Source organism: Streptococcus sanguinis (assembly GCF_050225395.1).
Classification (GTDB): Bacteria; Bacillota; Bacilli; order Lactobacillales; family Streptococcaceae; genus Streptococcus.
Map to the genome: position 1 here is coordinate 2029344 of NZ_CP071431.1, position 24897 is coordinate 2054240.

The 24897-nt window shown below is 43.4% G+C and carries 23 protein-coding genes, 4 pseudogenes and 1 riboswitch; of the genes and pseudogenes, 6 read left to right on the top strand and 21 right to left on the bottom strand.

The annotated features are described in order from the left end of the window. The first annotated feature begins 71 nt into the window (after nt 1-71). Nucleotides 72-944: a helix-turn-helix transcriptional regulator gene (locus J1C81_RS09840; RefSeq protein ID WP_002916007.1), complete on the top strand. Its 873-nt coding sequence runs from the start codon at nt 72-74 to the stop codon at nt 942-944. 115 nt (nt 945-1059) lie between these two features. On the opposite strand, the gene J1C81_RS09845 is transcribed toward J1C81_RS09840, so the two are convergent. The 9 genes and pseudogenes from J1C81_RS09845 to J1C81_RS09885 form a co-directional block, all read right to left on the bottom strand. Next, on the bottom strand, nt 1060-1731 hold the full coding sequence (locus J1C81_RS09845) for a hypothetical protein (RefSeq protein WP_002916008.1): 672 nt from the start codon (nt 1729-1731) through the stop codon (nt 1060-1062). Nucleotides 1732-1828: 97 nt separating this feature from the next. Then, the gene (locus tag J1C81_RS09850) at nt 1829-2029 is read right to left on the bottom strand and encodes a hypothetical protein (protein WP_002916009.1); all 201 of its coding nucleotides are present in this window, start codon (nt 2027-2029) and stop codon (nt 1829-1831) included. A 185-nt stretch (nt 2030-2214) separates the two neighbouring features. Further along, entirely contained in the window at nt 2215-3597 is a 1383-nt protein-coding gene (locus J1C81_RS09855) for a CapA family protein (protein ID WP_002916010.1), read from the bottom strand. Nucleotides 3598-3812: 215 nt separating this feature from the next. Beyond that, on the bottom strand, nt 3813-5084 hold the full coding sequence (locus J1C81_RS09860) for a TRZ/ATZ family protein (RefSeq protein ID WP_002916012.1): 1272 nt from the start codon (nt 5082-5084) through the stop codon (nt 3813-3815). A gap of 137 nt (nt 5085-5221) precedes the next feature. Further along, a complete protein-coding gene (locus J1C81_RS09865) occupies nt 5222-5914 on the bottom strand; it encodes a methionine ABC transporter permease (RefSeq protein WP_002898357.1) in 693 nt (230 codons plus the stop codon). After that, a pseudogene (locus tag J1C81_RS09870) lies at nt 5914-6980 on the bottom strand (methionine ABC transporter ATP-binding protein). The gene J1C81_RS09865 and the pseudogene J1C81_RS09870 overlap by 1 nt, the downstream one beginning before the upstream one ends. 249 nt (nt 6981-7229) lie before the next feature. Then, a complete protein-coding gene (locus J1C81_RS09875; RefSeq protein WP_002896572.1) occupies nt 7230-8102 on the bottom strand; it encodes a MetQ/NlpA family ABC transporter substrate-binding protein in 873 nt (290 codons plus the stop codon). Nucleotides 8103-8260: 158 nt separating this feature from the next. Further along, on the bottom strand, nt 8261-9196 hold the full coding sequence (gene msrB / locus J1C81_RS09880; RefSeq protein WP_002916014.1) for a peptide-methionine (R)-S-oxide reductase MsrB: 936 nt from the start codon (nt 9194-9196) through the stop codon (nt 8261-8263). Nucleotides 9197-9359: 163 nt separating this feature from the next. Further along, complete coding sequence (locus J1C81_RS09885) at nt 9360-10298, bottom strand: dihydroorotate oxidase (RefSeq protein WP_002916015.1); 939 nt, start codon at nt 10296-10298, stop codon at nt 9360-9362. 352 nt (nt 10299-10650) lie between these two features. On the opposite strand from J1C81_RS09885, the gene gdhA reads away from it, so the two are divergent. The 3 genes and pseudogenes from gdhA to J1C81_RS09900 all read left to right on the top strand — a co-directional run. Further along, nucleotides 10651-11997, top strand: coding sequence for an NADP-specific glutamate dehydrogenase (gene gdhA, locus J1C81_RS09890; RefSeq protein ID WP_002916016.1), 1347 nt, complete (start codon nt 10651-10653; stop codon nt 11995-11997). Between the two features lie 31 nt (nt 11998-12028). Then, the gene (locus tag J1C81_RS09895) at nt 12029-12514 is read left to right on the top strand and encodes a GNAT family N-acetyltransferase (protein ID WP_002916017.1); all 486 of its coding nucleotides are present in this window, start codon (nt 12029-12031) and stop codon (nt 12512-12514) included. Nucleotides 12515-12529: 15 nt separating this feature from the next. Then, nucleotides 12530-12679 (top strand): annotated as a pseudogene (locus tag J1C81_RS09900) (NADP oxidoreductase); the annotation flags it as partial. Between the two features lie 50 nt (nt 12680-12729). On the opposite strand, the gene J1C81_RS09905 reads toward J1C81_RS09900, so the two are convergent. The 5 genes from J1C81_RS09905 to J1C81_RS09925 form a co-directional block, all read right to left on the bottom strand. After that, nucleotides 12730-13098 (bottom strand): EXLDI protein, encoded by a 369-nt coding sequence (locus J1C81_RS09905; RefSeq protein ID WP_002916019.1) that lies wholly within the window; start codon nt 13096-13098, stop codon nt 12730-12732. 64 nt (nt 13099-13162) lie between these two features. Beyond that, nucleotides 13163-14065, bottom strand: a complete 903-nt coding sequence (locus J1C81_RS09910; protein ID WP_002916020.1) for a DUF2268 domain-containing protein — start codon at nt 14063-14065, stop codon at nt 13163-13165. Between the two features lie 174 nt (nt 14066-14239). Continuing rightward, complete coding sequence (locus J1C81_RS09915; protein ID WP_002916021.1) at nt 14240-14869, bottom strand: DUF4352 domain-containing protein; 630 nt, start codon at nt 14867-14869, stop codon at nt 14240-14242. A 22-nt stretch (nt 14870-14891) separates the two neighbouring features. Continuing rightward, nucleotides 14892-15755 carry a mechanosensitive ion channel family protein gene (locus tag J1C81_RS09920; RefSeq protein WP_002907299.1) on the bottom strand — a complete coding sequence of 288 codons (864 nt, stop codon included), beginning with the start codon at nt 15753-15755 and terminating at the stop codon, nt 14892-14894. A 121-nt stretch (nt 15756-15876) separates the two neighbouring features. Then, entirely contained in the window at nt 15877-16005 is a 129-nt protein-coding gene (locus tag J1C81_RS09925; RefSeq protein ID WP_002916022.1) for a hypothetical protein, read from the bottom strand. Between J1C81_RS09925 and J1C81_RS09930 the strand changes: the two are divergent. Then, nucleotides 15950-16102: pseudogene (locus J1C81_RS09930) on the top strand (serine/threonine transporter SstT); the annotation flags it as partial. The gene J1C81_RS09925 and the pseudogene J1C81_RS09930 sit on opposite strands and share 56 nt — an antisense overlap. Nucleotides 16103-16167: 65 nt before the next feature. Here the strand turns inward: J1C81_RS09930 and J1C81_RS09935 are convergent. The 3 genes from J1C81_RS09935 to J1C81_RS09945 all read right to left on the bottom strand — a co-directional run bounded on the left by J1C81_RS09935 (nt 16168) and on the right by J1C81_RS09945 (nt 19173). After that, nucleotides 16168-17505 (bottom strand): alanine/glycine:cation symporter family protein, encoded by a 1338-nt coding sequence (locus J1C81_RS09935; RefSeq protein ID WP_002916023.1) that lies wholly within the window; start codon nt 17503-17505, stop codon nt 16168-16170. An 85-nt stretch (nt 17506-17590) separates the two neighbouring features. After that, nucleotides 17591-17683: riboswitch (glycine riboswitch) on the bottom strand. A gap of 235 nt (nt 17684-17918) precedes the next feature. After that, entirely contained in the window at nt 17919-18326 is a 408-nt protein-coding gene (locus J1C81_RS09940) for a hypothetical protein (protein ID WP_002916024.1), read from the bottom strand. A 100-nt stretch (nt 18327-18426) separates the two neighbouring features. After that, the gene (locus tag J1C81_RS09945; RefSeq protein WP_002916025.1) at nt 18427-19173 is read right to left on the bottom strand and encodes a LysR family transcriptional regulator; all 747 of its coding nucleotides are present in this window, start codon (nt 19171-19173) and stop codon (nt 18427-18429) included. Between the two features lie 108 nt (nt 19174-19281). On the opposite strand from J1C81_RS09945, the pseudogene J1C81_RS09950 reads away from it, so the two are divergent. Then, nucleotides 19282-19800, top strand: a pseudogene (locus tag J1C81_RS09950) (DUF4865 family protein). Between the two features lie 165 nt (nt 19801-19965). Here J1C81_RS09950 and trxA read toward each other — a convergent pair. The 4 genes from trxA to J1C81_RS09970 form a co-directional block, all read right to left on the bottom strand. After that, a complete protein-coding gene (gene trxA, locus J1C81_RS09955) occupies nt 19966-20280 on the bottom strand; it encodes a thioredoxin (protein ID WP_002898369.1) in 315 nt (104 codons plus the stop codon). 84 nt (nt 20281-20364) lie between these two features. Next, nucleotides 20365-21783, bottom strand: coding sequence for a C69 family dipeptidase (locus tag J1C81_RS09960; RefSeq protein ID WP_002916028.1), 1419 nt, complete (start codon nt 21781-21783; stop codon nt 20365-20367). Between the two features lie 99 nt (nt 21784-21882). After that, complete coding sequence (locus J1C81_RS09965) at nt 21883-22527, bottom strand: GNAT family N-acetyltransferase (RefSeq protein ID WP_002916029.1); 645 nt, start codon at nt 22525-22527, stop codon at nt 21883-21885. A 10-nt stretch (nt 22528-22537) separates the two neighbouring features. Continuing rightward, nucleotides 22538-24871 (bottom strand): endonuclease MutS2, encoded by a 2334-nt coding sequence (locus J1C81_RS09970; protein WP_002916030.1) that lies wholly within the window; start codon nt 24869-24871, stop codon nt 22538-22540. Between the last annotated feature and the right edge of the window lie 26 nt (nt 24872-24897).

Consider the following 24897-nt stretch of genomic DNA (forward strand, 5'->3'; position numbering starts at 1 on the left):
AATAGTTGTCAAACATATTTTCTAACACAATTATCTTAATAAATTGTACTATTCTATGAAAGAGTGTCCCCATGATTGATTTAGGCCAACTACATAAAAATACCGTTTTCAAAAACCAAGGAACCCCTTATTCTCTGACTCGCACCATCACTGAGAATGGTCATCCAGATATTCTTTTCCACTGGCATACCGATGTTGAAATGATTTATGTCCACGAAGGAAAAGCACAATTTCATATTGACGACGACTACTTTAACAGCGAAAAAGGTGATATTATCCTGATTCGCCCCAATGCCCTACACTCCATCCACCCCATCAACGACGAGCACCATTATATGGACGCCATTAATTTTCATCTGGATCTGATGGGCTACTCTGCCATGGATCAGGCCAGCATCAACTACCTGCAGCCCCTCTACAATGGTCAGCTGGACTTGACTCATGTGATCAAGCCCAATGATACAGCCTATGCGGAGATTCGCCAGTGCCTCTTAGCAGCTATGGAAACAGGCTATTTCCGCAAATCTCACTACGAGTTTCAGCTCAAAGCCCAACTCAACCAGCTCTTCTACCTGCTCTTTGAGAACGGCTATGTCATTTCCAAAGACCTGTCACCCGAAGGCTACCGCAAGGAAGAAAAAATTCGCTCCATCATTGACTACATCAATGCCCACTACCAAGAAGACCTGAATATTGACCAACTGGCTGGCATTTGTGGCTACAGCTCCACCCATTTCATGAACTTCTTCAAGAAGCATCTGGGCGTTTCCTGCATTGAGTACCTAATCCAATTCCGTCTGCGCAAGGCAGCCGAACTCCTGCAGCACTCTAATCTCTCTGTACTGGAAATCTCCAGCCAAGTAGGCTTTAATAATCTGTCCAACTTCAACCGCCAGTTTAAAAAATACTACCAAATGACACCAAGCCAGTATCGGAAGAAATGAAGCTCTAAAATAGAAAATAAAAACGAATACCTGTTAACCAAAATATGCTGAGGGTATTCGTTTTTTTATGCTGATTTCAAAGAAAGACAGAAACAGCAGCATGTTTTGTAAGATATTATTCTATATCTCGATCCCTACCTTCTGAGCCATAGACTCTGTGATAGGCTTTGACATAAAAAGATATGGGTTTATCTGATTCGTTTTGGACAGTGATATCTTGATCACTGTCACTTACACTAAAAACAAACGCTCTATTTTGGGTAAAGTTGACATCAATGCTATAGCTTTCGTTAAACTCAACACCTAAATCGGATAAAGCCTGTTCGTTTGGGATTGTTATCCCTCCATCCTTTTCATTATAGTAGTAAACAGACTTTTTTTCTGCATCGTAGATATACTCATTTTCACCTATCTGCTCTCTCAAATAAGAATCGTATATTCTAATTTTCCCATCTGTTTTATCTTTAAATTTTAAAACACTGACTCCTGAACCCTGTATTAGCTCAAAATTAGGCTTTTTAATCTTTACATAAACAGCTTCGCCTGGTTTTAATTTTACTAATTGGTAAGAGCCGCCATGATCTTCTCCGCAAAAATAAACAAGATTCCAAATCAAAGTTCCCAAAAAGAGTAGACTAATCACTTTCCCATAAATGCTTTTATAGAAAGGCTTCTTTATACAGATATAAACTATCCATGAAACAATAAAAACAACAAAGATAAACAAGAGCGGTAAAAAGTGAATTAAAAAGTCTATTAAAAGAAAAAGTTGTTCAAAAAAGTTCATATTTCGCCTTTCTTTAATTTTCAATCAATATTTAGTTTTAACCAACAAGGATAAAGTTAGTCCCCATCATCCAATCATTTCATTTGGATTGTTCTCATTACGACCTCATCGTTTCTATACTAGCAAGTTCAACAGAAGATTGAAGAGCCCCAGCCAAAAGATAGCTAGTAGCAAATTGCGTCCCTGCTTTTCCTTGAAGAGATTTCTTCTCAGAAACAGGCAGAAAATCAACAAGACCAGGGAGCACACTAGCAACAAAAACAAGATAAACATGGGTATAATATACAAAAGCAGCCACAAACCAAAATGCATTTCATTTTCTTTCTAATCAAATAAGTCAAAATAATAGACGAGCTCGAAAGCTGTCAGTTTCACTCATTAACAGTTCTATAATCCTTTTTAATTATAACAAAGTCCTCAATTTTAAAACAGCAAAAACCAGATTGGCAAATCCAATCTGGCTAAAAATCTTAGTCAAGTAATTTATTGCCCCGGCCAATTCAGTCCAACATGAGAATTCATTTCCTGATAGGCGGTATCAATCCGTGCTCTGGTTTCTTGATCCAGTTTGTCTCGATACTTGCCACCTTCGACAAAGTCGTCCAAAATCCAGGTCTGGTAAGTGTATAAAGGTAGACCGTCTGCCGAAGTAGTGCCTTTTTCCACTCGGCTGACCCAGCTCGGATGAGCCTGAGCACTTTTTATCTGCGTGCCCTTTGTTGTCTTTTCAATGGTAACATCCATCAGCACTCCGCGCTCGGTCCAATGAGCATTTTCAATTCCCTCCATAGTTTCGATGCGCTGATTGGAAATAAAATTCCCCATAGAATACATAATCAGCTTCTTCTGGCCGTCTTTCTCTAAACTCTCCGCCGGCTGAACCACATGCGGATGCCCTCCAAAGACGATATCTGCTCCCCAGTCAACCATTTTATGGTAAAGGGTCATCTGCTCTTCTGTCGGCTCCAGCTGGTACTCTATCCCCATCTGAGGCATAACAACCGTGATGTCCGCTTCCTTTTCTGCCCGCTCAATCTCGGCTCGCATCTTTTCTTCATCCAGATCGGACAGGCGATTGTCATAGTCTTCCTGACTGAGAAGCCCCTCCATTCCATTGTAACCATAGGAGTAAGCTAGCAGTGCAATCTTAATGCCTTTAACTTCCTTTATCAAGAGCGGTGCCTGACTGCGGCTTTCATGCGGATAAACACCAATGGGAGTGATTCCCTCTTTTTCAAAAGCCTGAGCTGTAGTGAAAACTCCCTCCAAGCCAGAGTCTAAAATGTGATTATGAGCTAGGTCCATCACCTGATAGCCAGCATCCTTGATTGCTGGAACTACGGCTTCTGGAGCATTAAAAAGCGGATAGCCATTCAAGGGATAGTCCGGCCGAATCGTGCCTTCAAAGTCCCCTAAGACCAAATCTCCCTGCCGAAGCCATTCCTTAGCATATTGGAAATTCTCAGAAAAATCATAAGTGCCATCTTCTTTCTGAGCACTCAGATAAAGGCCGTCGTGATAAAGCAAATCTCCAGTCGCCATGATACGAACCGTCTGATTCTGTGAGGAATCTGACTGCTGCTCTTTCTTACTAGGCAACAGAAAGGAGAAGTCCTGCACATGCTCTGACAGCAGAATTAAGCCAGCTGACAGTCCAACAACTGTTAAAAGCACTCCGACAAACTGCCGATTGCTAAGCTGTTTTTGAAAGAACTTAGGACGAGGAAGCGGCAACTTCTTAATCCAATCCCGCCAAGCTTGGTAGGCATCTGTCAGAAGAGTGTGCTCCGTAGCAAAACCCGATATCTTTTTCCAAAGTTCCTGAAAAAAAGTCTGAATCTTCTCCCAAAGAAATTTTTTATCCATCGCATTTCTCCGCTTTTTCTTGCTTGATAACAGCACATCAACCTTTACTATATTGTACTATTTTTACTGCCAAAAGAAAAGGAAAGCAAAAAGCAGAAGCTGGGAGAAGCATGCTACAATCTTCAAATTGCGGCAATCTCTCCCAATCTCCTGCTTCATTTTCTATTTTTTCAATTCTAAGAGCTGATTGCCGAGCTGAAACTCGACTTTCATTCTTACACAAAACTCCCTACATCAACGGTCAGCACTTGGCCGTTTCGGACAACCTGCTGTCCTGCAATGTAGACATCCTGAACATCGCTGCCTTTGACTGCGTACACTAGGTGCGACAGCATATTTTCCAAAGGATAAAGATGAAGTCGTCCCTTAGGCTGAATGACAATGAAATCGGCTTGTTTGCCCGTTTCCAGACTGCCGATTTTTTTCTCTAAGCCCAGAGCTTTGGCTCCTTCAATGGTCAAAGCTTTCAAGGCCTGCTCAATCGTAAACTGAGTCGCATCTCCTGCTCGCATCTTCTGAAGGAGGGCAGCTGTCCGACCTTCTTCAAACATATCCAGATTATTATTGGAAGCGACAGAGTCCGTCGCTAGGCCAACGGTCACCCCAGCGGCTAGTAAGTCGGTCACCGGAGCTACACCAGAAGCCAGCTTGAGATTGCTGATAGGATTGTGGGCGATGCTGACTGGTGAAGTCGCTAAATCCGCAATCTCAGACGGATTTAGTTCAACCCCGTGAGCAAAAATACCTGGCTGCTCCAAGTAGCCCAACCCCTTTAAGAAAGCCAGAGGCCGTTTACCATAACGCTCCAGAATGATTTTATTTTCTTCCTGTGTCTCCGCCACATGGATATGAAGCTTCAAATCCAGCTCACGCGCTAACTCAAGACTGCCCTTGAGCAGTTCTTCGTCACAGGCATAAGGCGAGTGAGGCGCCACCATGACCTGAAAATCTCCATCATTATAGGATCGGATTTTCTCAATAATACCACGAGTACGAGCCAGAGTCTCTTCTGCTGTTTCTGACTTTGAGCTAAAGAGTGTTGGTGAGAAATAGCAGCGCATACCAGACTGCCGCACAGTCTGATAAATCCGGTCAATATCCACTCCCTGAGGATTATACATGTCGTTAAAAGTCGTTGTTCCTGACAGCAACATTTCAGCGAGAGCCAGCTGGACAGCCTCGGTCGTTAGATCCTCCGTGAATTGACTTTCTGCTGGCCAGATATAGTCCTCCAGCCATTCATGCAGATTGCTGTCATCACGAATCCCGCGCAGCAAGGTCATGGCCGAGTGAGTATGACAGTTGACCAGCCCTGGCATGATCCAAGCACCTTCATAATCCACTGTTTCACTGCATTTCCCTAGCCATTTTTCATCATAGGGACCACAGTAGGCAATGCGGTCGTCTTCAATCACTAGCAGCCCGTCCCGGTAAACACGAAATACGCTGTCACAGGTCACCAGATTGACATTTGTATAAGCTTTCATCCGCCATATCCTCACTTTCCCAACAATTGGCTTCAAGAGATTTTAGCTATTATAACAAGCCTAATCTAATTGTGCAAGTCTTTTAATAAAATCATGGCATAAAAAAGAGCCCCAGCTGTGGCCCTAGTTGTCAATCATTATCTATGACTAATCTTCCGTGTCAGGAAATCCCCAACAAACTGAATAAAGAAGATGAGCAGCAAAATAAGAATGGTCGCAAGAATAGTCACATCATGGTTGAAACGCTGATAACCATAAGTCAGGGCAACATTTCCCAGTCCACCAGCTCCAATCGCTCCGGCCATAGCAGTCTCACCAACCAGAGAGATGAGCGTAACTGTCGTCACACGAATCAAATCCGGCAGACCTTCCCGCAAGTAAACACCAACAATGTCCCAGAAGGTTGCTCCACTAGCCTGTGCCGCCTCAATGACTCCTCGGTCTAATTCGGATAAGACCACCTGAACCTGACGAGCAAAGAAAGGAAAAACAGCCAGTGAAAGAGGCACCAAGGCCGCAGTCGGTCCAATCCCAGTTCCCACAATAATCCGAGTAAAGGGATTGATAAGGGCTAGGAGAATGATAAAAGGAATTGCTCGGAAGATAGAGGTAACCTTGTCTAGGACGAAAAAGACCAGTCTATTTTCCAAAATACCTCTCGGCCCTGTCAAGACGAGCAAGAGACCAGCGATAAAGCCTAGAATCCCTCCGATAAAGAAAGGAATGATAGTCATATACAGAGTCAGGTAAATAGCTGTTCCCCAGCCAGCCTGCCCAGACCAGCCCATTCTATAAACATTGGGCATAAATTGTTGAATCAGCTGTAGCATTAGTTACTCCCTTCTTTCAGAACATGCAGCTCTACTCCTGCTTCGCGCAGACTTTCCTGCACCGCCGCCAGTTGCTTGGTCTCTCCAGATAAGATAACGACCATTCTCCGACTGGTACATGATCTAAAATCTCAATATTGGCGTGAAGAATATTGGCCGATATTTGATACTGCTTGTAAATGTCGTTTATAATGGCTGTGTCCGTCACCACACCTGAGTATTTCAGGTGTGCCAGAATGGAATTTTCCGGCAGTTTTTGCACAATCTTTTGCTGGTTGATTTTGATCATGGCCTCATTGATACCGGTTGCGGTCGTAATGAAATCTTGGGTCAGCTCATTCTTGGGATTAGAGAAAATATCCAGAACTGATCCTTCCTCAATCAGTCGGCCATTCTGCATAACTGCTACTCGGTTGGCAATGTCCTTGACAATCTGCATTTCGTGGGTAATGAGGACAATAGTCAGGCCTAATTTTTGATTCAAATCCTGCAATAAAGCCAGAATTTGCTTGGTCGTCTTCGGATCCAGAGCAGATGTAGACTCGTCCGAGATTAGGATTTTGGGATCATTGGCCAAGGCCCGCGCAATAGCCACCCGCTGCTTCTGACCGCCAGACAGCTGGGCAGGATAATTGTCCGCCCGATCTGCTAAGCCTACCAAGTCTAAAAGTGTATGAACTTTCTTCTCTTTTTCAGCAGCTGATAAAGGAGAATGCTTGAGCGCAAAGGCAACATTTTCCTTGGCTGTCATCTGAGCCATGAGGTTAAAATGCTGGAAAATCATCCCGATATCCTTACGCTTTTGACGTAGCTGAGCCGCAGTAAGCTGAACCTGATGATGATCATAGAAAACCGTATCATCCACCGTAATCTTACCAGCAGACGGCACCTGCAGCAAGTTAATGACACGGACCAGGGTAGACTTGCCGGCACCAGAATAGCCTACAATTCCATAAATATCTCCCTGATTAATATGAATGGTCACATCTTCTACAGCTTTAATGTCTTGCTTTTTTTGATTAAAAACGACATCAATGTGATCCAATTTGATAATTTCTTTGCTCATAATTTCCGATTCACTCCTTGATTTGTCCAATATGAGATTTAGCCACTATAGCCTTTTTTGTTTGATTTCGCCTGTCGCTTGACTAGGGAAATGTGATGCCACAAGCCGCAATCTTTACCGACCTAACCCAAAGCCAGATACTGTTCAAACTAAATGACCATAATAGCAGATAAAGGGCTGGAGAAGCTAATCTCCGCCCTTCTTAATCATTTCATTTATTCAATACAATGACCTTCTGCAACTTAAAAATTACCAAACTGGTTGATCCATACCATCTGATGATTCTTCGATAACTTTTTTCACTTCATCAGTGTGGTAAGCCTTGATAATTTTTTCAATCGCGTCAGCCTTGTCTGATTTCTTCCAATCTGGTTTCGCTGCAATCAGGTTATACCATTGTTTTGAGTTCTCATTGGCTTCTTCTTTGAAGAGGGCCTTCTTGTAGTCAATGCCTGCTTCGCGAACGAAAGTATTATTGACAACTGCAGCATCTGCTGAAGTCAGAGAAGCTGGTGTTTGAGAAGCATCCAACTCAGAAATTGTCAGATTCTTCTTGTTTTCTTTGATGTTGGCAACAGTCGCAAGTTCCTTACCTTTAACATCAAGCTTGATCAAGCCAGCTGATTCAAGAAGATAAAGAGCGCGGCTCTCATTTGTCGCATCATTTGGAACGGCAATCGTACCATTTTCTGGGATGTCTTTCACATCTGTATATTTATTTTTGCCGTCCTTTGTACCAGAGTAGAGACGAATAGGAGCGATATAGGTATCTGCAACAGACACAAGGTCTGCTCCCTTCTCTTTGTTCCAGTTTTCAAGGAAATTATAATGTTGGAAAGCGTTGATATCCACATCACCGTCAAGCAGAGCTTGGTTAGGCTGAGAGTAGTCGGTAAACTGCGTATATTCTAATTTAACGCCTGCATTTTCTTTGTCAAGAATCTCTTGAACCTTGTTCCAGCGCGCTTCTTCTGTATCACTCAGGCTCATCACCCCAACCTTAACGGTTACAGGTCCGTCTGCTGATTTGCTCTCCTTACTAGAAGAGCCGCCGCAAGCTGCCAAACCCAAGGCTGCAAGGCCGACTAAGCCGACTGAAAAGATTTTTTTCAAATTCATCATTGATTCTCCTTTGATGGATAAAATTCTAAATCTTCTATTTTATAAGATTACTTCTCATTTTACCATGTTAAAGAAGACTTGGCTTATATAAATAATTTATCGCCGTGATAAAAAATTTATATGACTGATTGAAGCATTTGAGTTGATTTTATGCCTTTTTACTGCATGAAAGTCAGCAGATAGCCATATCCTTCTGCTTCCATTTTTTCTTTTGGAATAAATCGCAGAGCTGCTGAGTTGATACAGTAACGTAGGCCTCCTGCTGCTTCTGGACCGTCTGTGAAGACATGACCCAGATGGGCATTGCCAGAACGGCTACGCACTTCGATACGCTCCATTCCATGGCTCTTGTCTTCATAGTATCGCAGAACTTCTCTGGCAATAGGCCGGCTAAAGCTAGGCCAGCCGCAGCCAGACTCAAACTTATCTCCAGCAAAAAAGAGGGGCTCTCCAGTCGTCACATCTACATAAATTCCTTCTTCAAAAGTGGCATTGTAGGCATTATGGAAAGGACGCTCTGTCGCACTATTCTGAGTCACCTGGTACTGCTCTTCCGTCAGCTGGTCTTTTAGTTCCGCATCTGTAGGCTTCTCGTATTGGCCAGGATCGACCAAGGGCTGATAGGCATCATTGACATTGATATGACAGTAGCCACCAGGATTTTTCTTGAGATAATCCTGATGATAGTCCTCAGCTAGAACATAATGGCGCAAAGGTTCTAGCTCAACAGCAATCTTTCGGCCCAGCTGCTTTTCCTGCTCAGCAAAGACCTGCTCAATGACTGTCTTATCGGCTTGATTGGTATAGTAAACGCCCGTCCGATATTGACGGCCAACATCATTGCCCTGCTTGTTGACAGACAGAGGATCAATAACTCGGAAATAATAGAGCAGGATTTCCCGCAGACTGACCCGCTCTTCATCATAAATCAGATGAACCGTCTCTGCATGGTCCGTCTGGTGAATAAGCTGGTAGTTAGTTGATTCCACCTGTCCATTGGCGTATCCCACTGTCGTCTCCTCAACACCCTCAATGCGGGAGAAGTACTCTTCCAAGCCCCAGAAGCATCCGCCTGCTAAATAAATTTCAGCCATAAAAACACCTCATTTCTTTGCACCTATTTTCTCATAAAAGAAGTTGAAATTATAGCAATTTGATTAGAACTTTCTTCAAATTGATATGAAAAAGCTGGGTCTTAATGACAATCAACCCAGCCATGTTCTTCATTTCAAATCACAACAACTCTTGTATAGAAGATTACTCCTCAATATACTTCAATTTCCCTCGGAAATCTTCTAAGCTTTCATAGCCTTTTTCTTCCATAATAGCCTTGAGTTCTGTGGTGATACGCTCGAAGGCTGCCACTCCTTCTTTATGAAGGGTTGTTCCTACCTGCACCATACTGGCTCCACAGAGGATATGCTCAAAGGCATCGCGCCCCGTCAGAACACCACCTGTTCCAATGATTTGGATTTCTGGTTTCAGGCGTTGGTAAAAAGCATGGACATTGGCCAGAGCAGTCGGCTTGATGTATTGACCTCCGATACCTCCAAAGCCATTTTTCGGACGAATGACCACTGACTCATCTTCTACATAAAGACCATTTCCGATAGAGTTTACACAATTGACAAACTTGAGCGGATATTTGTTAAAAATCGCAGCGGCCTGGTCAAAATGCACGATGTCAAAATAAGGAGGCAGCTTGATGCCTAGAGGCTTTTCAAAATAAGCAAAAACTTCTGACAAGATTTTTTCCGTCGTTTCAAAGTCATAAGCAATCTGCGGCTTGCCAGGGACATTAGGGCAGGAGAGATTGAGCTCAGTAATGCCTTTAAAGTCACTTGCCTGCACTTTCTGAAGAATGGCGTGGGTTTCTTCTGGCGACATACCGACCAAAGAGAGGAAAAAAGTGCGATTTGGTTCGCTTTCCTGGAGTTCCAGCAGGTAGTCAAGATAGTAGTCTAAGCCATTGTTGGGCAGGCCCATGGAGTTGATAGACCCCAGCGGAACATCCTGATAGCGCGGTTCTGGGTTTCCCTGACGAAATTCCAGCGTCGCTGTCTTGGTCACAAATGTTCCCGCAGCAGAATCTTTGACTACCGCCAGTTCCTCTTTTGTCATGCAGGCAACCCCAGCTGCATTCATCAGGCAGTTGTCAAATGCAAAACCAGCAATCTGTGTAGATGTCGAAACCATAGTAAAACGCTCCTTTTTCTTCTGAAGGCGAGTGCCTTTAGCTCATTTCCTCTATTATATCACCAAACTCCGCTTTTTCGTTTTTTAAACCAGCAATTCCTGACTAACGTTCGGAAAACATCCAGTTCGCTCAGCTATTTTCTGGAATATTTCAGAAAACAAATTGTGGAAATTTTTAGAAAATTCAACTTTTTTCTTTACAAGAGAAAAAAAGTCTGCTATAATGTTCCATGTAACAAAATATGACATCTAAAAGATGCCTGTTTTAAAAATTTAAACACATCCTCGTCACACAAGCTGCAAGCAGCTTCCGACAGGATGGTTTACTATTTTATTTAAAGGAGAATGACAGATGACAACTGCTAAAGAATATATCCAAAGCACTTTCGAGACCGTAAAAGCCCGCAACGGACACGAGGCAGAATTCCTCCAAGCTGTTGAAGAGTTTCTCAATACTCTGGAGCCCGTTTTCGAAAAACATCCAGAATACATTGAAGAAAACATTCTAGCGCGTATTACTGAGCCTGAGCGCGTTATCAGCTTCCGTGTTCCTTGGGTAGACCGCGAAGGTAATGTACAAGTCAACCGCGGTTACCGCGTGCAATTTAACTCAGCAGTTGGTCCTTATAAAGGCGGACTTCGTTTCCACCCAACTGTAAACCAAGGTATCTTGAAATTCCTCGGATTTGAGCAAATTTTTAAAAACGTCTTGACTGGCCTGCCAATCGGCGGTGGTAAAGGTGGATCTGACTTTGATCCCAAAGGTAAGACTGATGCTGAAGTGATGCGCTTCTGCCAAAGCTTTATGACAGAATTGCAAAAGCACATCGGCCCATCTCTTGACGTTCCAGCTGGTGATATTGGTGTCGGCGGACGTGAAATCGGCTACCTCTATGGCCAATACAAACGCCTTAACCAATTCGATGCTGGTGTCTTGACTGGTAAACCTCTTGGCTTTGGTGGCAGCTTGATCCGTCCAGAAGCAACAGGCTACGGCTTGGTTTACTATACCGAAGAAATGCTCAAGGCTAACGGCCAAAGCTTTGCTGGCAAGAAGGTGGTTATTTCCGGTTCTGGTAACGTAGCTCAATATGCTCTTCAAAAAGCAACTGAGCTTGGTGCAACTGTTATCTCTGTATCTGACTCAAACGGTTATGTTATCGATGAAAACGGTATTGACTTCGATCTTTTGGTTGATGTCAAAGAAAAACGCCGCGCTCGCTTGACAGAATATGCTGCTGAAAAAGCTACTGCTACTTACCATGAAGGTTCAGTATGGACCTACGCTGGGAACTACGACATCGCTCTTCCATGTGCCACTCAAAACGAAATCAATGGTGACGCAGCTAAACGTTTGGTTGCTCAAGGAGTTATCTGTGTATCTGAAGGTGCTAACATGCCGAGCGACCTGGATGCTATCGCAGTTTACAAAGAAAATGATATCTTCTACGGACCTGCCAAAGCTGCCAATGCTGGTGGTGTAGCTGTATCTGCTCTGGAAATGAGCCAAAACAGCCTTCGTCTGTCATGGACTCGCGAAGAAGTTGACGGTCGCCTCAAAGACATCATGACCAACATCTTCAACACAGCTAAAACTACCGCTGAAACTTACGGACTTGGCAAAGATTACCTGGCTGGTGCTAACATTGCTGCCTTCGAAAACGTAGCAAATGCTATGATTGCTCAAGGTATTGTTTAACTAGTCGATACATCCTATCGGAGGACAAATCATGAACTTACGGCCTATGGAAGTGAGAGACAATCTGGCTGTAGCGCAGCTCATTCGAGCCAGTCTAGAAGAATTCGGGCTTGACAAACCAGGAACTGTCTACTTTGATTCTCATCTAGATCATTTGGCCGACTATTATCAACATCAAGAGAGGGCAGCTTACTTTGTTCTGGAAGATGAAGGTCATCTCGTTGGCTGTGGCGGCTTTGCACCTGTTTCTGATAAGATTGCTGAATTACAAAAACTGTATGTTACTAAAAACAGTCGTGGCAAAGGTTATTCCAGTCGGCTGATAAAGCAGATATTCCAAGAAGCCCGCCTAGCAGGTTATGAACAGCTTTATCTAGAAACCACTACTGAACTGGCTACGGCCGTGGCCGTCTATCAGCACTATGGTTTTACATCACTGCAAAAACCAATTTCTAACGCTGCCGGCCACCCAGCTATGAATATCTGGATGATAAAATCCCTCTTATCAGATGAATAGATGTCAGTATACTCTGGCTGTCTCAAGAACATCATGACCAGCATCCCCAACACAGATAAAACTACCGTTGAAACTTACGGACTTAGTAAAGACTATCTGGCTGGTTCTAATATCGCCACCTTCGAAAACGTAGCCAAAGCTATGATTGCTCAAGGTATTGTTTAAGCACTATCAAACTAGAATAAATCCGACTGCTTATAAAAGCAGTCGGATTTTTATATATCTAATTTTTCAAAAAATGTGCCTGCTGACTGCTTTTCTTTTAGCTTCTCCAGCAGCTCATTCTCCAGAAAAGGACTTAGTTCGTCAAAATCTTGACAAACCTTAAAGACAGTTTCTCTGTCCAACTGGCCATAAGTTAGTTCATAATAGTCCTTATTATGATGCCAGTTCTGGTCATAGTTGACATCTGTCCGTTGATAGTAAACAATGTTTTGCTTCGGTGTCAGGTAAATCTTCTGCGTCAGAATGCTTTTCTGATCTTTGGAGAGCTTGCTGCGGCTGAAAATTTTAACACCTTGAAAAATCTTGCGCTCATGGATACCTTGATTTGTGACTTTTAATTCAATTCTTTTATAATGCATACTGATACCTCCAGAAATCACCTACATTATATCAGGTTCTGGTAGATTTTCAAGTAAAAATGTGTCATTTCCAAAAGTCTTTAGTCGCTTCTAAAATTTCTTCTGTCGGTGTCACCGTAGCCTCAGTAATGCTCTTGCCAGTCTTTTTCAGATAAGCTTGTATCAGATGATAGCCATAAGCATAGCCTGCAGCATAGGGCATTCCAACCGGTATTTGACCTTGAATCTCAGCGATTTCATCACCGTAGAGATAAGGAGCCATTTCCGCCATCCCCGTTAGCTGAAGCTGATTTGAGATGATGGTCTTAATCTCTTCTAACTGCTCGGAACTAGTTGAAGTGACCCAAGGTCCGATGAGCTCCTTGCCATAGAGCTCAGCAGCAAAAGACTCTGCCAATCCTTCACTGACTACCCAGTCTGCTAATGTCGTCTGCTGGTTCCATTTGATAAATTGGAAGCGGACATTATGATTGCACTCGTGGGCCAGCGCCGCCTGCACACGTGGCAAAGTATAGTCATTTGGCAGCAGACTAAGCATGAGGTATCCTGGAATTCCACCATCTCCGCTGTAACCCTTATTGAGCTGTAGCATAGGTTTTTCAGGATTGCCCAATAAAATAGTGAAATGATAATCCTCAACCTCTAAGTCATAGCCAGCCTGCTCGAAAAGACTGATACTCCTCTTGATGGTAGTCTGGCAATCTTGCCAGAGTTGATCAGAGCTCAGAGCGTCAATAGCTGGTCTATCCTTCTCTGACAGAGTTCCGGGTAGCTGATTCATAAAACCAAGTAGGAACAAAGCATCAAACCCTCCGGGGTACTTCGCTTTCAGAGGAATATGTTGAGTTTGGTATTTGGGAGCAAAAGGCGCTAACAATTTAGCTCGAAAACATCCCTCTCTCTTTTCCAAGGGCAGCTCGAGCATCTCTTGATAAACTTTATCTGAACGAATGATATTGATTTGCATGGTAATCTCCTTTTCTAATTTTCACCAGTATACACCCTCCTCTAAGGTCAGAGTCAAGAAAAAGATTTGAAACTTTCGCCTCAAATCCTCTTTTATCTATACAGTTTGCTGCCTCCACTTTCAAATCTGGGTGCGGAAAGTAGCAAAGGCATTAGAGTAATAGGATAATTTTCCCTATTGCTCCTTCTTTTTCTCTTTCTGTGTCTTTTGTTTCTCCTTTTGCCACTTAGCATTTTCGTAGGTCACGGTATAGGTATCCTCATCGCCGCCTTCCCCGTCAAAGATTAGGTCAAAGCTGATCGACTTGCCAGGCGCCAGATTGGTGCCGATTTGGGTATTGTCAAAGGTTGAGCCGTCCAAAATATAGACATTTTCTTTCTTGTCATAGAGTCCAAAGTCATAAGGACTGACCAGAATGGGCTTTTTAGAAGTATTTTCAACCGTGATGGTCGCAACGACAGCTACTCCTGTCGACTCATCGCTCATGACTCGCTTGCTGTCTTCCACTGCCGAATGAACTGTCACCTTGAGTCCACTGGAAAATTCAACTGTTTTCTCAAAAGCATGGCTGTTATAGGACTCTAAAGGCGAGTTATGGTAGCCTGTGAGGGACTTGAGATGGTCATTTTCCTCCATAAGGCCAATCGTGGTGATGACGAGGAGAATGCTGAGCAAGGCCAGAAGAAAGATGATAATACCAGACACCAGAGCTGCCCAAAAGAGCCCCTGCTTGTGGAGAGGACGTTTTAAACGGTAAACAAGATTGTCCTCACTGACAATCTCCTGCTGAATTCGCTGATTCATAAGGACCTTTCTAAATCAATAATTACTTGCCTTTTGAAAGAGGTCCAAGCGTCGGAAGCTCAATCCCCTCTCGTAAAAGCGCCTCATGGTAAAGACGGTAGAAGATATGGTAAATAGAAATCTGCATGCCTCCCTGCACTATCATACTGATACGGAAGTTGAACTGGCCATTTGAAGCCATCTGTGGCCCCAAAATATTCGGTTCCTTGAGAATCTCTGGATGTTCTGGCACGGCTTCTTCATTGACCTTAGAAATGATGCGGTAAATCTCGTCCAAATCCGTCTGGGCATAAATGGGGATATCAATCAGAACCCGCATATCTCCACGAGACAGATTACTGACAACCATGATATTGCGGTTAGGCACAAAATGAAGCGTTCCGTCCGCGTCCCGTACCTGCGTCGTCCGAATCCCTACACTGATTACTGTTCCAGCGATGTTGATAGGGCCGTTAGTCAGTCGAACATTGTCACCGACATCTAACTGTCGCTCGAGAAGGATAAAAAAGCCATTGACCAGATCCGACAAGAAGCCCTGGGCTCCCATCCCGATGGCCACCCCGGCAATTCCGGCACCAGCTAAAAGGCTGGAAACCGGCAGTCCCAAGATGGATAAAACCCAGTAAATCAAGAGAAAATACAAGACATAATTAAGCAGATTTTCAATCAAACGAGTAATGGTTTTCTGTCTGGCTACATCCTGCTTGGATAGTTTGAGAGAAGGGGCAATAATCTTGGTCACTGACAAATGCAGGATTTTCTTAACGATGTAAAATAAGATAAAAAGCAGAAGTAAAGAGACCAACTTGGAAAAAAGGTCATCTGCAATCTTGCTCCAGTCAAACTGCTGGATATAGCGGGAAAAGACATTTCCGGTCTTAGACATAGGCTACCTCCAAAAAGATTACTACCATTATACCACAAAGACCAATCTGCGCGGACATAGAATGGTTAGTCCGACCTAGCATTGCCTTCAGCAGCTTTCTATCGTATAATAAAATAAGTATCTAAGTCAAGACAGGAACTGACATGCTCCATCGCTTCATCACCATTTGGAATAAAACCAATCTAATCAAGCGGATTTCCAATGATTTGGCCATGTAGGTAGTCAGCGTCGGCTTTGTCATCGGTGTCATTCAGGACTCCTGCGAGACCGCCCTCAACTCTTCTACTGACGTTCTCTTTACAGCTGTGGCCGAGATGAGCAGCTGGCCAAAAGAAAAACGCTATTAATTTCGACAAAAAACCTCTAGACTTCCATCATTACAGAAATCTAGAGGCTTTTTTATGTGCGAAGATTAGTTCTTTCGATGCTTGTCAAAATATTTCTTTGTTTCACTAATGACAATTGGAGACAAGACTAATAAGGCAATCAAGTTTGGCAAGGCCATGAGTGCATTGACAATATCTGCAATAATCCAGACAGCTTCCAATCCTACAAAACCACCGAGGACAATCATCAGGACAAAGAGCAGACGATAGACACGGATATAACGCACCCCAAAGAGAAATTCAAAACAGCGCTCACCATAGTAGTTCCAGCCCAAGATAGTCGTAAAGGCAAACAGGACCAGAAAGACTGAAAGCAGGACCGGACCAAAATTAGCAAAAACAGTCGCAAAGGCTGCCTGAGTCAGGGACACACCATTGAGATTGCCATCCCAGACCCCTGTGATTAAAATCGTTAATCCTGTCAGACTACAAATAATCAAGGTGTCGATAAAGGTTCCGGTCATAGAAATCAAGCCCTGTTCTACCGGTTCCTTGGTCCGAGCTGCCGCCGCTGCAATGGGTGCTGAACCCAAACCAGATTCATTGGAGAAAACTCCACGCGCGACCCCGTTTTGAATTGCCATCTGGATGGTCGCACCGGCAAAGCCACCGACAGCAGCTGTCTGGCTAAAGGCTGAGCTAAAGACCAGCTGGAGAGTGGGCAGCAGACGATCTAGATTGACCGCTAAGACAGTCACAGTGCCCAAGATATAAATAGCTGCCATAAAGGGCACAACCTTGGTCGATACTCGAGCAATAGACTGGATGCCGCTGAAAATAACCAGAGCCACCAAAATAGCCAAGATAGAAGCTGTCACAGCTGGAGGCAGCTGAATAGTATTCTGCATGGCCTCTGTGATGGAATTGACCTGCGTAAAGGTCCCAATCCCCAAAAGAGCCACCAAGATACCAGCTAGGGCAAAAAAGATGGCCAGCGGGCGCCACTTCTCGCCCATCCCTAGTAAGATATAGTGCATAGGACCGCCTGCCATGGCTCCATGAGCATCCTTGCGGCGGTACTTGATAGCCAAGAGACCTTCGGCATACTTGGTTGCCATTCCAAAGAAAGCAGCTACCCACATCCAGAAGAGAGCACCCGGTCCACCGGTTTTAATGGCCGTTGCCACTCCGATGATATTTCCCGTTCCCACCGTCGCGGCTAGAGCAGTACAAAGAGCCGCAAAGCTAGAGACATCGCCCTGATGCTCCTCGTCTGATACAAAAATTAGCCAAAAGGCACGCGGAAGTCGAAAAATCTGTAGCAAACCCAGACGCAGACTGAGATAGATACCGGTACCAACCAGCAAAATGAGCAGGGGCGGACCCCAAACCAAAGAATCCAGACGATTCAATATTTCCAACATGATATAAGCTCCTTTTCACACCGAGAAAAAGAAAGAGCACATGCAAAACATGTACTCTGGATGTGCTGGAGTAGGGAAAGCCCTGCCTCTTCGCTCTGTCCTTTTACCTGAGAGTTTGAGCGATTCTAAACCGCCTTGCCCCTTCGGTGCCATTCATGGTCTCTCCAGAGTTCCGTCCATTTCACAGTCAGAGGTGCCTGCCTCTTTCTGAAAAACTTCGTTCGGTGTTGATTATTAATTTTCTATTATTCTAAAAGAACATTCGCCTTTTGTCAATATTTTATGAAAATTTTTGAGCATGTAAACGTTTTTTGATACAAAAAAGAAGCCCTCAGGCTTCTTTCAGATCGGAGACAAACATTCCAAATGGTGTTTGTCTTCGGTCTGAAATTCTCTAGCTAAGTAGAGAATTTTTATTTTTCCAAACAATTTTTTAAAATAAAAATAGATTGAGGAACATCTGAGAAAACTTGGCTTAAAAATTCCAAATGTTGCTGATCTTTGCTATCTAAAGCTACGGTGTGCTTGACATTTACAGTGCCATCATCGTTCTCAATGATCTGATGACCAAAAAGGATATCTCCAAACGGAGTCGCTGTTTTATCCCAAAATTCCTCAAAGGGCTTGACAAGTGTCAGCTGATATTCCATTGGGGGCATTCCTTCGAGTTCCATCATCCCACAAGAACCTGTCTTAAATCCACCATTTAATGTAATATTGTTTAAATCTTCTTCCCATTCATACCACTTTTCAATATTTTCATAGTAGGACCATACATCTTCTTTTGCTACTTTCATGCTTAAACTGAAACTAAATTCCATTACAATAACTCCTTTATAATATGTATACTTATTATAAGCGTATTTATAATATTTGTCAAACGTTTTTTCTTTCTAGCACTAGTATTTCTTCTAAAATAGTCTACTTGTTTTGGTTCTGCTTTTCATACTGATAAAATGGGATAAGAACGATATCTTGGTCGTATGGCTTGATATTCGCTCTCTTGTTTAACCATTTAGGCAATAGTGCGATTCCTTTCCCGTTCTCAACTAAGCTGATAATGTTTTCAAAAGAATCAATTTCTACAACTGATTTTAAATGAGCAAACTTCTTTAAGCTTTGTTTTCTAAAAGGACAATTTTCATCTTTATTAACGAATATGGGCATTCCCTCACTAGCCTTTATGATACTCGAACAAGCATAAACTGACTCAATATGTCCGATAGTCTCATCATAATGCTTTAAATTTTCAATTTTTTGAAAGCAAAAAATTTTATCAAAATCTTCCTGATGAGCAATGATTGGTATATCCGAAGTTTTTTGGATATTGATCTCACTTTTATTCAAATCAATTGTTTGTGAATTATTAATATCGTGATTGAACAATAATTCTGAAATTAAGATGGATATTTTCGAGGTTTCACATTTCTTTTTTAATTTCTCTAAATTGTTAGAAGTTTCCTTACAAAATTGATAAAATAAATCTCCACTTTCTGTCGGAATTAAACCATTATATTTTCTGTAAAATAATTTTGTATCTAATTCAGTTTCAAGCACCTTTAATCTAACACTGAGATTAGATTGCGCATATTGTAAGATCTTTGAACTTTTGTTTATTGACCTTGTCTCATAGATTGTCACAAAAATGCTCATATCATTAAAATTCATTTAAAACACCCTATCACTTTTTATGATAATTATATCATTTTTAAGTATTATTCAACATGATATAAATCATTTATACTGTCAATAGTTCATTAGAAAAGGGGTACTGCAATGCAAGCAATGCAATATACTATAAAATTACCAGCAGATTATGATATGGATATCATTAGACAACGTGTCCGAAATACAGGTCATTTGATGGATGGATTCGACGATTTGTTTTTCAAAGTTTATTTAATCTCTGAAAAGCCTGAAGGCTAATTATTTAACAGTTATTGTCCGCTATATATTTGGAAAGATACCAACGGAATGACAAAATTCATATTTGATGGTTATTTTGATCATATTTTAAATTCGTTTGGCTGGCAAAATATTGAAATCGGAGTGACTTCATCAGTCGAAATATCTGATCATTTTGACTCAAGTAAATATGCTACATTAGAAGTCATTGATATAGAAGCATCTGAAAGTTTAAAATCCTTTGCCATTCATGAGCAAATGCAAAATAACGAAAGTGGCAAAGCCGTTATTTTTAATCCTGATAAATGGAAAAAATGTATTTTTACTTTTTATACCAATAAACCCGATACACAACTGCCAACATTTGAAATTTTGCATATTTCACAATAAGTAGCATATGATAAGTAATAGGGAAATGCCTGAGCAAACGATTTTTCATTTTTTTTGCACACTATGATAGTATACTTGCTCTTCCCAAAATTGTATGGCCTTTACTGTCATCGGCTAAATAATGAAAAAATCGTTACGACATGTAACGATTTTTTCATTATGCTATTAACTCAATTCGGCGATAATAGCCTTGAGCTGGTCTTTGGTGTGAACACCTGCGACTTGCTTAACGACTTGACCGTCTTTCTTGAACAGAAGGGTCGGAATAGACATAATGCCAAATTCACGGGCAGTATTCGGATTTTCATCCACATCCATTTTAAGGATTTTCAATTCATCCTCATGGACTTCTCCTGCCAACTGCTCCAAGATAGGCGCCTGCATACGGCATGGACCGCACCAAGTTGCCCAAAAGTCAATCAGAACCAGTCCGTCTTTTGTTTCTTCTGCGAATGTTGCATCTGTAACTGCTGCTACCATAAATTTTCTCCTTTAATAGCTTACTTTTGTTAACATTTTACAACAAAAGCAGGAGAAAGAAAAATATTTGCTACGGGTAGGTTCTTAGTCACTCAGTGAGAAATGGTTGGTCATGAGATTGCTGGCATCCAAGAGAACTTTCTCCAAGAGCTGGTCTGTCGTTTCTTGCACCTTGTCGCTCATAGCTTGATTTTCAGCTTCAAAATCCACATCCTCGCCCTTGGCCAGAGCTCGGTCTACCCGACCGATCATTTCATGGCCCCAAGCCATGGTCTTTTCCTGATAATCATCCAAATCTCCGACATGACCGCTAAAATGAGCATCAGCCAGCCCAGCAATCAGGCGATTGGCCCAGTAGAAAGAATCTGTCGAAACCTTGTCCGTTGTGTTGGCAAAGTAGTCTGGCGTTGTTGAGACTTGAGTAAAGAAAGGAACAGCTGTATTGTAAGGCATGGAGCCATAAGATAGCCACTGGATACCCGTCGTTGCCTGCGGTTTGTTATGGCGCAGCTGTAAGATAGCTGTCTGACTGGTCCGATTGATACCAATAGTCCGGAAGGCCCGTCTGCTGTGGTAATCTCCCTCTGCTCCGTAAGGATCATAAGGCGAATCCTGATAGTGACTGCTCAGAACATACTTGACATCTTCGATCGTGATCTTGCGGTAAGGCTTGCGGCACCAAGGAATGAAGAAACTCCTTGGATCTTGCTCCACTTCTGGATTGAGAAAACGCTGGATATCCCAAGCTCGCGGTGTATTGTAATGACGGTCCTTATCCTTCTGGCTGCCAAAAGCATAGCGTGGATTGAAGCCCTCATCTGAGTAATTCAGATTGAGATGGTTTTCCTCGATAAAGTTTTTAAGATTTGGATGACAGAGGAAGTGCTCAGGATTGTCAAATTCAAAATAATCACTGCCCAGCTGATTGGGATTGGTCACATAGGCATCATCTGGCACGCGCCGCGCCATCCAATGATGCCCCCCAATGGTTTCCAGCCACCAGATTTCATTGACATCTGAGATAGCAATCCCATTGGACTCATAAGTGCCGTACTCCTCCAGGATTTTTCCTAAGCGTAGAACCCCTTCGCGAGCCGTCTTGATATAGGGCAAGACCAGCGTAAGGATATCTTCCTCGCTGATACCTGATTCTATCAAAGGATCAGCCCCCAGTACGCGGCTGTTAGTCGTAATTGTTTCCGTTGCGCTGACAGCGACATTATAGCTGTTAATCCCAGCAGCTCCCCAAATCCCATCCTTGGGAACTGCGTCAGGCACCGCCGTATAGCGGACTGGATTGTCCGGCAAATCCATCTCAAAAGACGTCAAAACAGACTGATAATGGCAGGGCTGGTCTTGTGGCTCCACTACGACAAATTTCTTGGGCGTAAAGACCCCATTTTGTGAATCCTCTGTACGAGCCACAATGGTTGAACCGTCATAACTGGCTTTCTTTCCAACCAAAATAGTCGTGCAGGAATCTGATGCATGTTTTATTCTCATTATTTTCCCTCCGAAACACTTTATGCTGCTTACATTATAGCAAAAAGCAGGCCCTCATAAAAGGACCCGCCGTTATCTCTCGCTGAAATTTCTAATGCCCTATTCGATTTTCAAGACATAGGTATGTTCTTTGTAAAGTTCATCAATATCAAAATTCTCTAAATCTTCTTTCCTTGAGACAATATAATGCCCTTCTCTTTGATAATAGCCTAAGGAATTTCCCGACTTATCTGTCAGACAGATTGTCTGCTGCTTCCTATCAACGCTGAAAGAAAACGGTGTTTGATCTTTGGGGCGTCCGACAACCAAGTACTCTTGACAAATCAGCTTGCCGCCCCACTTCTGATAGAGGTGATTTGCTTGTTCTCCGTCTCTGGTAAAGATGATCAAGGCCTCAACTTTCTTTTCTTGCAGCTTCTCCCAAGCAGTTTGAAAGAGTTGGCTGGCTATGCCTTGATTCTGAAAATCAGGATGGACAGCCAGATTAGCGAAGTAAGCTATCTTTTCTCCCGGATAATATGGATAAGCATGGCTTGCTTCTTCGGTGTAAATCCCAACATCCAGAAGCCCCACAACCTGATCATCTTCCACTGCTATGAGCTCAACCGAATCTTGGTAAGGCTCTTCAGTAAACTCATCCTTGATGCGGCTCATATCATCAAAGAAAGGCGAAAAGAGATAGCTCAAAGCTTTTGTATAAACCCAACTTTTCTCATAAGTCGAGTCATAGGTTTGTATTTTCATTTCTAGCCTCTTACTTAAATATCACAATCGTCGCACCGCTCCCGCCGGCATTTTGCGGAGCATAGCCAAAGGACTTGACGTGCTTGTTGCGGCGGAGATATTTGGTCACCCCTTCACGGATGACGCCGGTCCCGATACCGTGGATAATATCCACCTGTGCCATGTTATTGAGGAGGGCCTGATCGATAAAGGCATCAAGCTCTTCCATAGCCTCTTCATAGCGTTTGCCGCGCAAGTCCAGTCTGGCTTTGGGTCCAGAAGTATTGGCTCGCTTGACCACATTGACCTGCTTGCGCTTAGGTTGCTGATCTTTTTCAGCCTTGAGAAGATTAAATTCCTGCTCTTCTAGAGTCATCTTGATAAGACCGACCTGAGCTTCCCAACGGCCGTCCTTGAGTTGCTTGACCAAGGTTCCCCTCTGACCATAGCTGGTGACTAGGATATCATCTCCCACCTTGGGCGCCCGATTTTTCTTGGCCTGCTTGAGCACCTTATTCTTTGATAAATCAACCGTTTCTGGTGCCAACTTTTTGAGTTGAGCCTTGGCTTCAATAATCTCATGCGGTTTGAGACTGGACTTATCATGGAGACTTTTGAGAATGCTCTCACTCTCTGACAAAGCCAAATCAACGATTTCCTGGGCTTCCAAGCGCGCCTTATTGAGTTCGGTTTCCTTTTCTCGGTTAAACTCATTGTAAAGTTTTTTGAGGGCTCGGTTAAATTTGAGATTTTCCTGCTCCACCTCGCGGATATTATCCAAGCGCTTGCGGCTTTCCAGCGTCTGCTCCTCTAGGCGCTCAATGATTCGATTGACATCACTGTCTGTGTCAGTCTGCTCTTGGGCATGGCCAACGATAACTTCCGCCAAGCCCAAACGTCGAGCGATTTCAAAGGCATTGGAGCGGCCAGGAACTCCCTGCATAAAGCGATAGGTCGGCCGCAAACTATCTGTATCAAATTCCATGCTGGCATTTTCCACCCAGTCTGTCTCAATACCATAGGCTTTGAGCTCAGGATAGTGGGTCGTCGCCATGGTTTTAATCTGTCTCAAACGCAAATCTTCCAAGATAGCAATAGCCAGAGCTGCCCCCTCCTGTGGGTCAGTCCCAGCTCCCAGCTCATCCAGCAGGACCAAACTCTCGCTATCAACCTGCTCTAAAATAGAGACGATATTGGTCATGTGACTAGAGAAAGTTGACAGGCTCTGCTCAATGGACTGCTCATCACCAATGTCTGCAAAAATCTGACTGAAAATCCCGACGCGACTACCCTTGTCCGCCAGAATCGGCAGGCCTGACTGGGCCATGATCTGAGCCAAACCCAAGGTCTTCAGCATGATAGTCTTACCACCCGTATTAGGCCCGGTAATGACAATCTCTGTCAAGTCTGGCCCGAAATGCAAGTCATTAGCCACTGCATTTTCAATCAGGGGATGACGGACACTGAGCAGTTGGATATCCTGCTCTTCCGACAGGTCTGGCACCACCGCTCCCGTCTCCTGCATGAAGCGGACCTTGGCACGCACCAGGTCCAGATGTCCGATAATCCAAGCACTGTTGGCAATTTCAGCTGCATGGGGACGGAAGAGGTCCGATAATTCCTGCAAAATCCGCTGAATTTCATAACGTTCGTCCGCCCGACTGCTGGCGATTTCTTCGTTGAGATTGACAACTGCTCTAGGCTCGATATAGACGGTATTGCCACTGGCTGAAATATCGTGAACCACACCTGAAATGCGGTTGCGGTAGGTATTTTTCACGGGCAGCACATTGCGGCCATTCCGGCTGGCCACTACCTGATCCGCCAGCATCTCTCCCTTATTTTTGAGAATCTCCTGCAGAATCTCCCGCACCTGGTTTTCATTTTCTTGAATTTTTCGGCGGATACGGCTCAAATTTTCGCTAGCAAAGCTTTCGATAAAGCCGCCATCATTCACAGCCTGCAGACTTCCTTGCAGCTTAGGGAAAACAACTAGATTATCAAACAGACGGTCCAGCTTTTCCAAGTGCACATTTTCCAAGTCCTCATAAAAGGACTTGAGCTCCTGAGTCACAGCCAAGACGCGCTTGAGGGCTAAAAACTCCTCGATATTCAAGTCGCTTTCCAGCCCCAAGCGCTTGGTCAAGGCAGTAATATCCTGAGTCGCAGCCAGACTAAAGTGCGGATGCTGCACAAAAATCTGCTGCATATCTGTCATTTCCAGAAAAGCCGAGGCCATTGTCTCCTTCTTGCTGGTCGGCAAAAGCAGGGCCAGCTCCAGCTGCCCCTGCTCTGTCAAAAGATAGGGAGCAAAAAGTTCTTTAATTTTGCTAAATTCTAAGGTTTCTAAAATTTTTGTGTTCATAATTTTCTTTTCTAGTAAAAAAGAAC

Bases quoted from the DNA above. Each gene is read 5' to 3' on its own strand.
- J1C81_RS09885 (WP_002916015.1), bottom strand. From the start codon at position 10,298: ATGGTTTCGACATCTACACAGATTGCTGGTTTTGCATTTGACAACTGC.
- J1C81_RS09965 (WP_002916029.1), bottom strand. From the start codon at position 22,527: ATGAAAATACAAACCTATGACTCGACTTATGAGAAAAGTTGGGTTTAT.
- J1C81_RS09920 (WP_002907299.1), bottom strand. From the start codon at position 15,755: ATGTCTAAGACCGGAAATGTCTTTTCCCGCTATATCCAGCAGTTTGAC.
- J1C81_RS09840 (WP_002916007.1), top strand. From the start codon at position 72: ATGATTGATTTAGGCCAACTACATAAAAATACCGTTTTCAAAAACCAA.
- trxA (WP_002898369.1), bottom strand. From the start codon at position 20,280: ATGGTAGCAGCAGTTACAGATGCAACATTCGCAGAAGAAACAAAAGAC.
- J1C81_RS09940 (WP_002916024.1), bottom strand. From the start codon at position 18,326: ATGGAATTTAGTTTCAGTTTAAGCATGAAAGTAGCAAAAGAAGATGTA.
- J1C81_RS09945 (WP_002916025.1), bottom strand. From the start codon at position 19,173: ATGAATTTTAATGATATGAGCATTTTTGTGACAATCTATGAGACAAGG.
- J1C81_RS09895 (WP_002916017.1), top strand. From the start codon at position 12,029: ATGAACTTACGGCCTATGGAAGTGAGAGACAATCTGGCTGTAGCGCAG.
- J1C81_RS09855 (WP_002916010.1), bottom strand. From the start codon at position 3,597: ATGGATAAAAAATTTCTTTGGGAGAAGATTCAGACTTTTTTTCAGGAA.
- J1C81_RS09845 (WP_002916008.1), bottom strand. From the start codon at position 1,731: ATGAACTTTTTTGAACAACTTTTTCTTTTAATAGACTTTTTAATTCAC.
- J1C81_RS09865 (WP_002898357.1), bottom strand. From the start codon at position 5,914: ATGCTACAGCTGATTCAACAATTTATGCCCAATGTTTATAGAATGGGC.
- J1C81_RS09935 (WP_002916023.1), bottom strand. From the start codon at position 17,505: ATGTTGGAAATATTGAATCGTCTGGATTCTTTGGTTTGGGGTCCGCCC.
- J1C81_RS09960 (WP_002916028.1), bottom strand. From the start codon at position 21,783: ATGAGAATAAAACATGCATCAGATTCCTGCACGACTATTTTGGTTGGA.
- J1C81_RS09905 (WP_002916019.1), bottom strand. From the start codon at position 13,098: ATGCATTATAAAAGAATTGAATTAAAAGTCACAAATCAAGGTATCCAT.
- J1C81_RS09860 (WP_002916012.1), bottom strand. From the start codon at position 5,084: ATGAAAGCTTATACAAATGTCAATCTGGTGACCTGTGACAGCGTATTT.
- J1C81_RS09970 (WP_002916030.1), bottom strand. From the start codon at position 24,871: ATGAACACAAAAATTTTAGAAACCTTAGAATTTAGCAAAATTAAAGAA.
- msrB (WP_002916014.1), bottom strand. From the start codon at position 9,196: ATGGCTGAAATTTATTTAGCAGGCGGATGCTTCTGGGGCTTGGAAGAG.
- J1C81_RS09925 (WP_002916022.1), bottom strand. From the start codon at position 16,005: ATGACACCGATGACAAAGCCGACGCTGACTACCTACATGGCCAAATCA.
- J1C81_RS09910 (WP_002916020.1), bottom strand. From the start codon at position 14,065: ATGCAAATCAATATCATTCGTTCAGATAAAGTTTATCAAGAGATGCTC.
- J1C81_RS09875 (WP_002896572.1), bottom strand. From the start codon at position 8,102: ATGATGAATTTGAAAAAAATCTTTTCAGTCGGCTTAGTCGGCCTTGCA.
- gdhA (WP_002916016.1), top strand. From the start codon at position 10,651: ATGACAACTGCTAAAGAATATATCCAAAGCACTTTCGAGACCGTAAAA.
- J1C81_RS09915 (WP_002916021.1), bottom strand. From the start codon at position 14,869: ATGAATCAGCGAATTCAGCAGGAGATTGTCAGTGAGGACAATCTTGTT.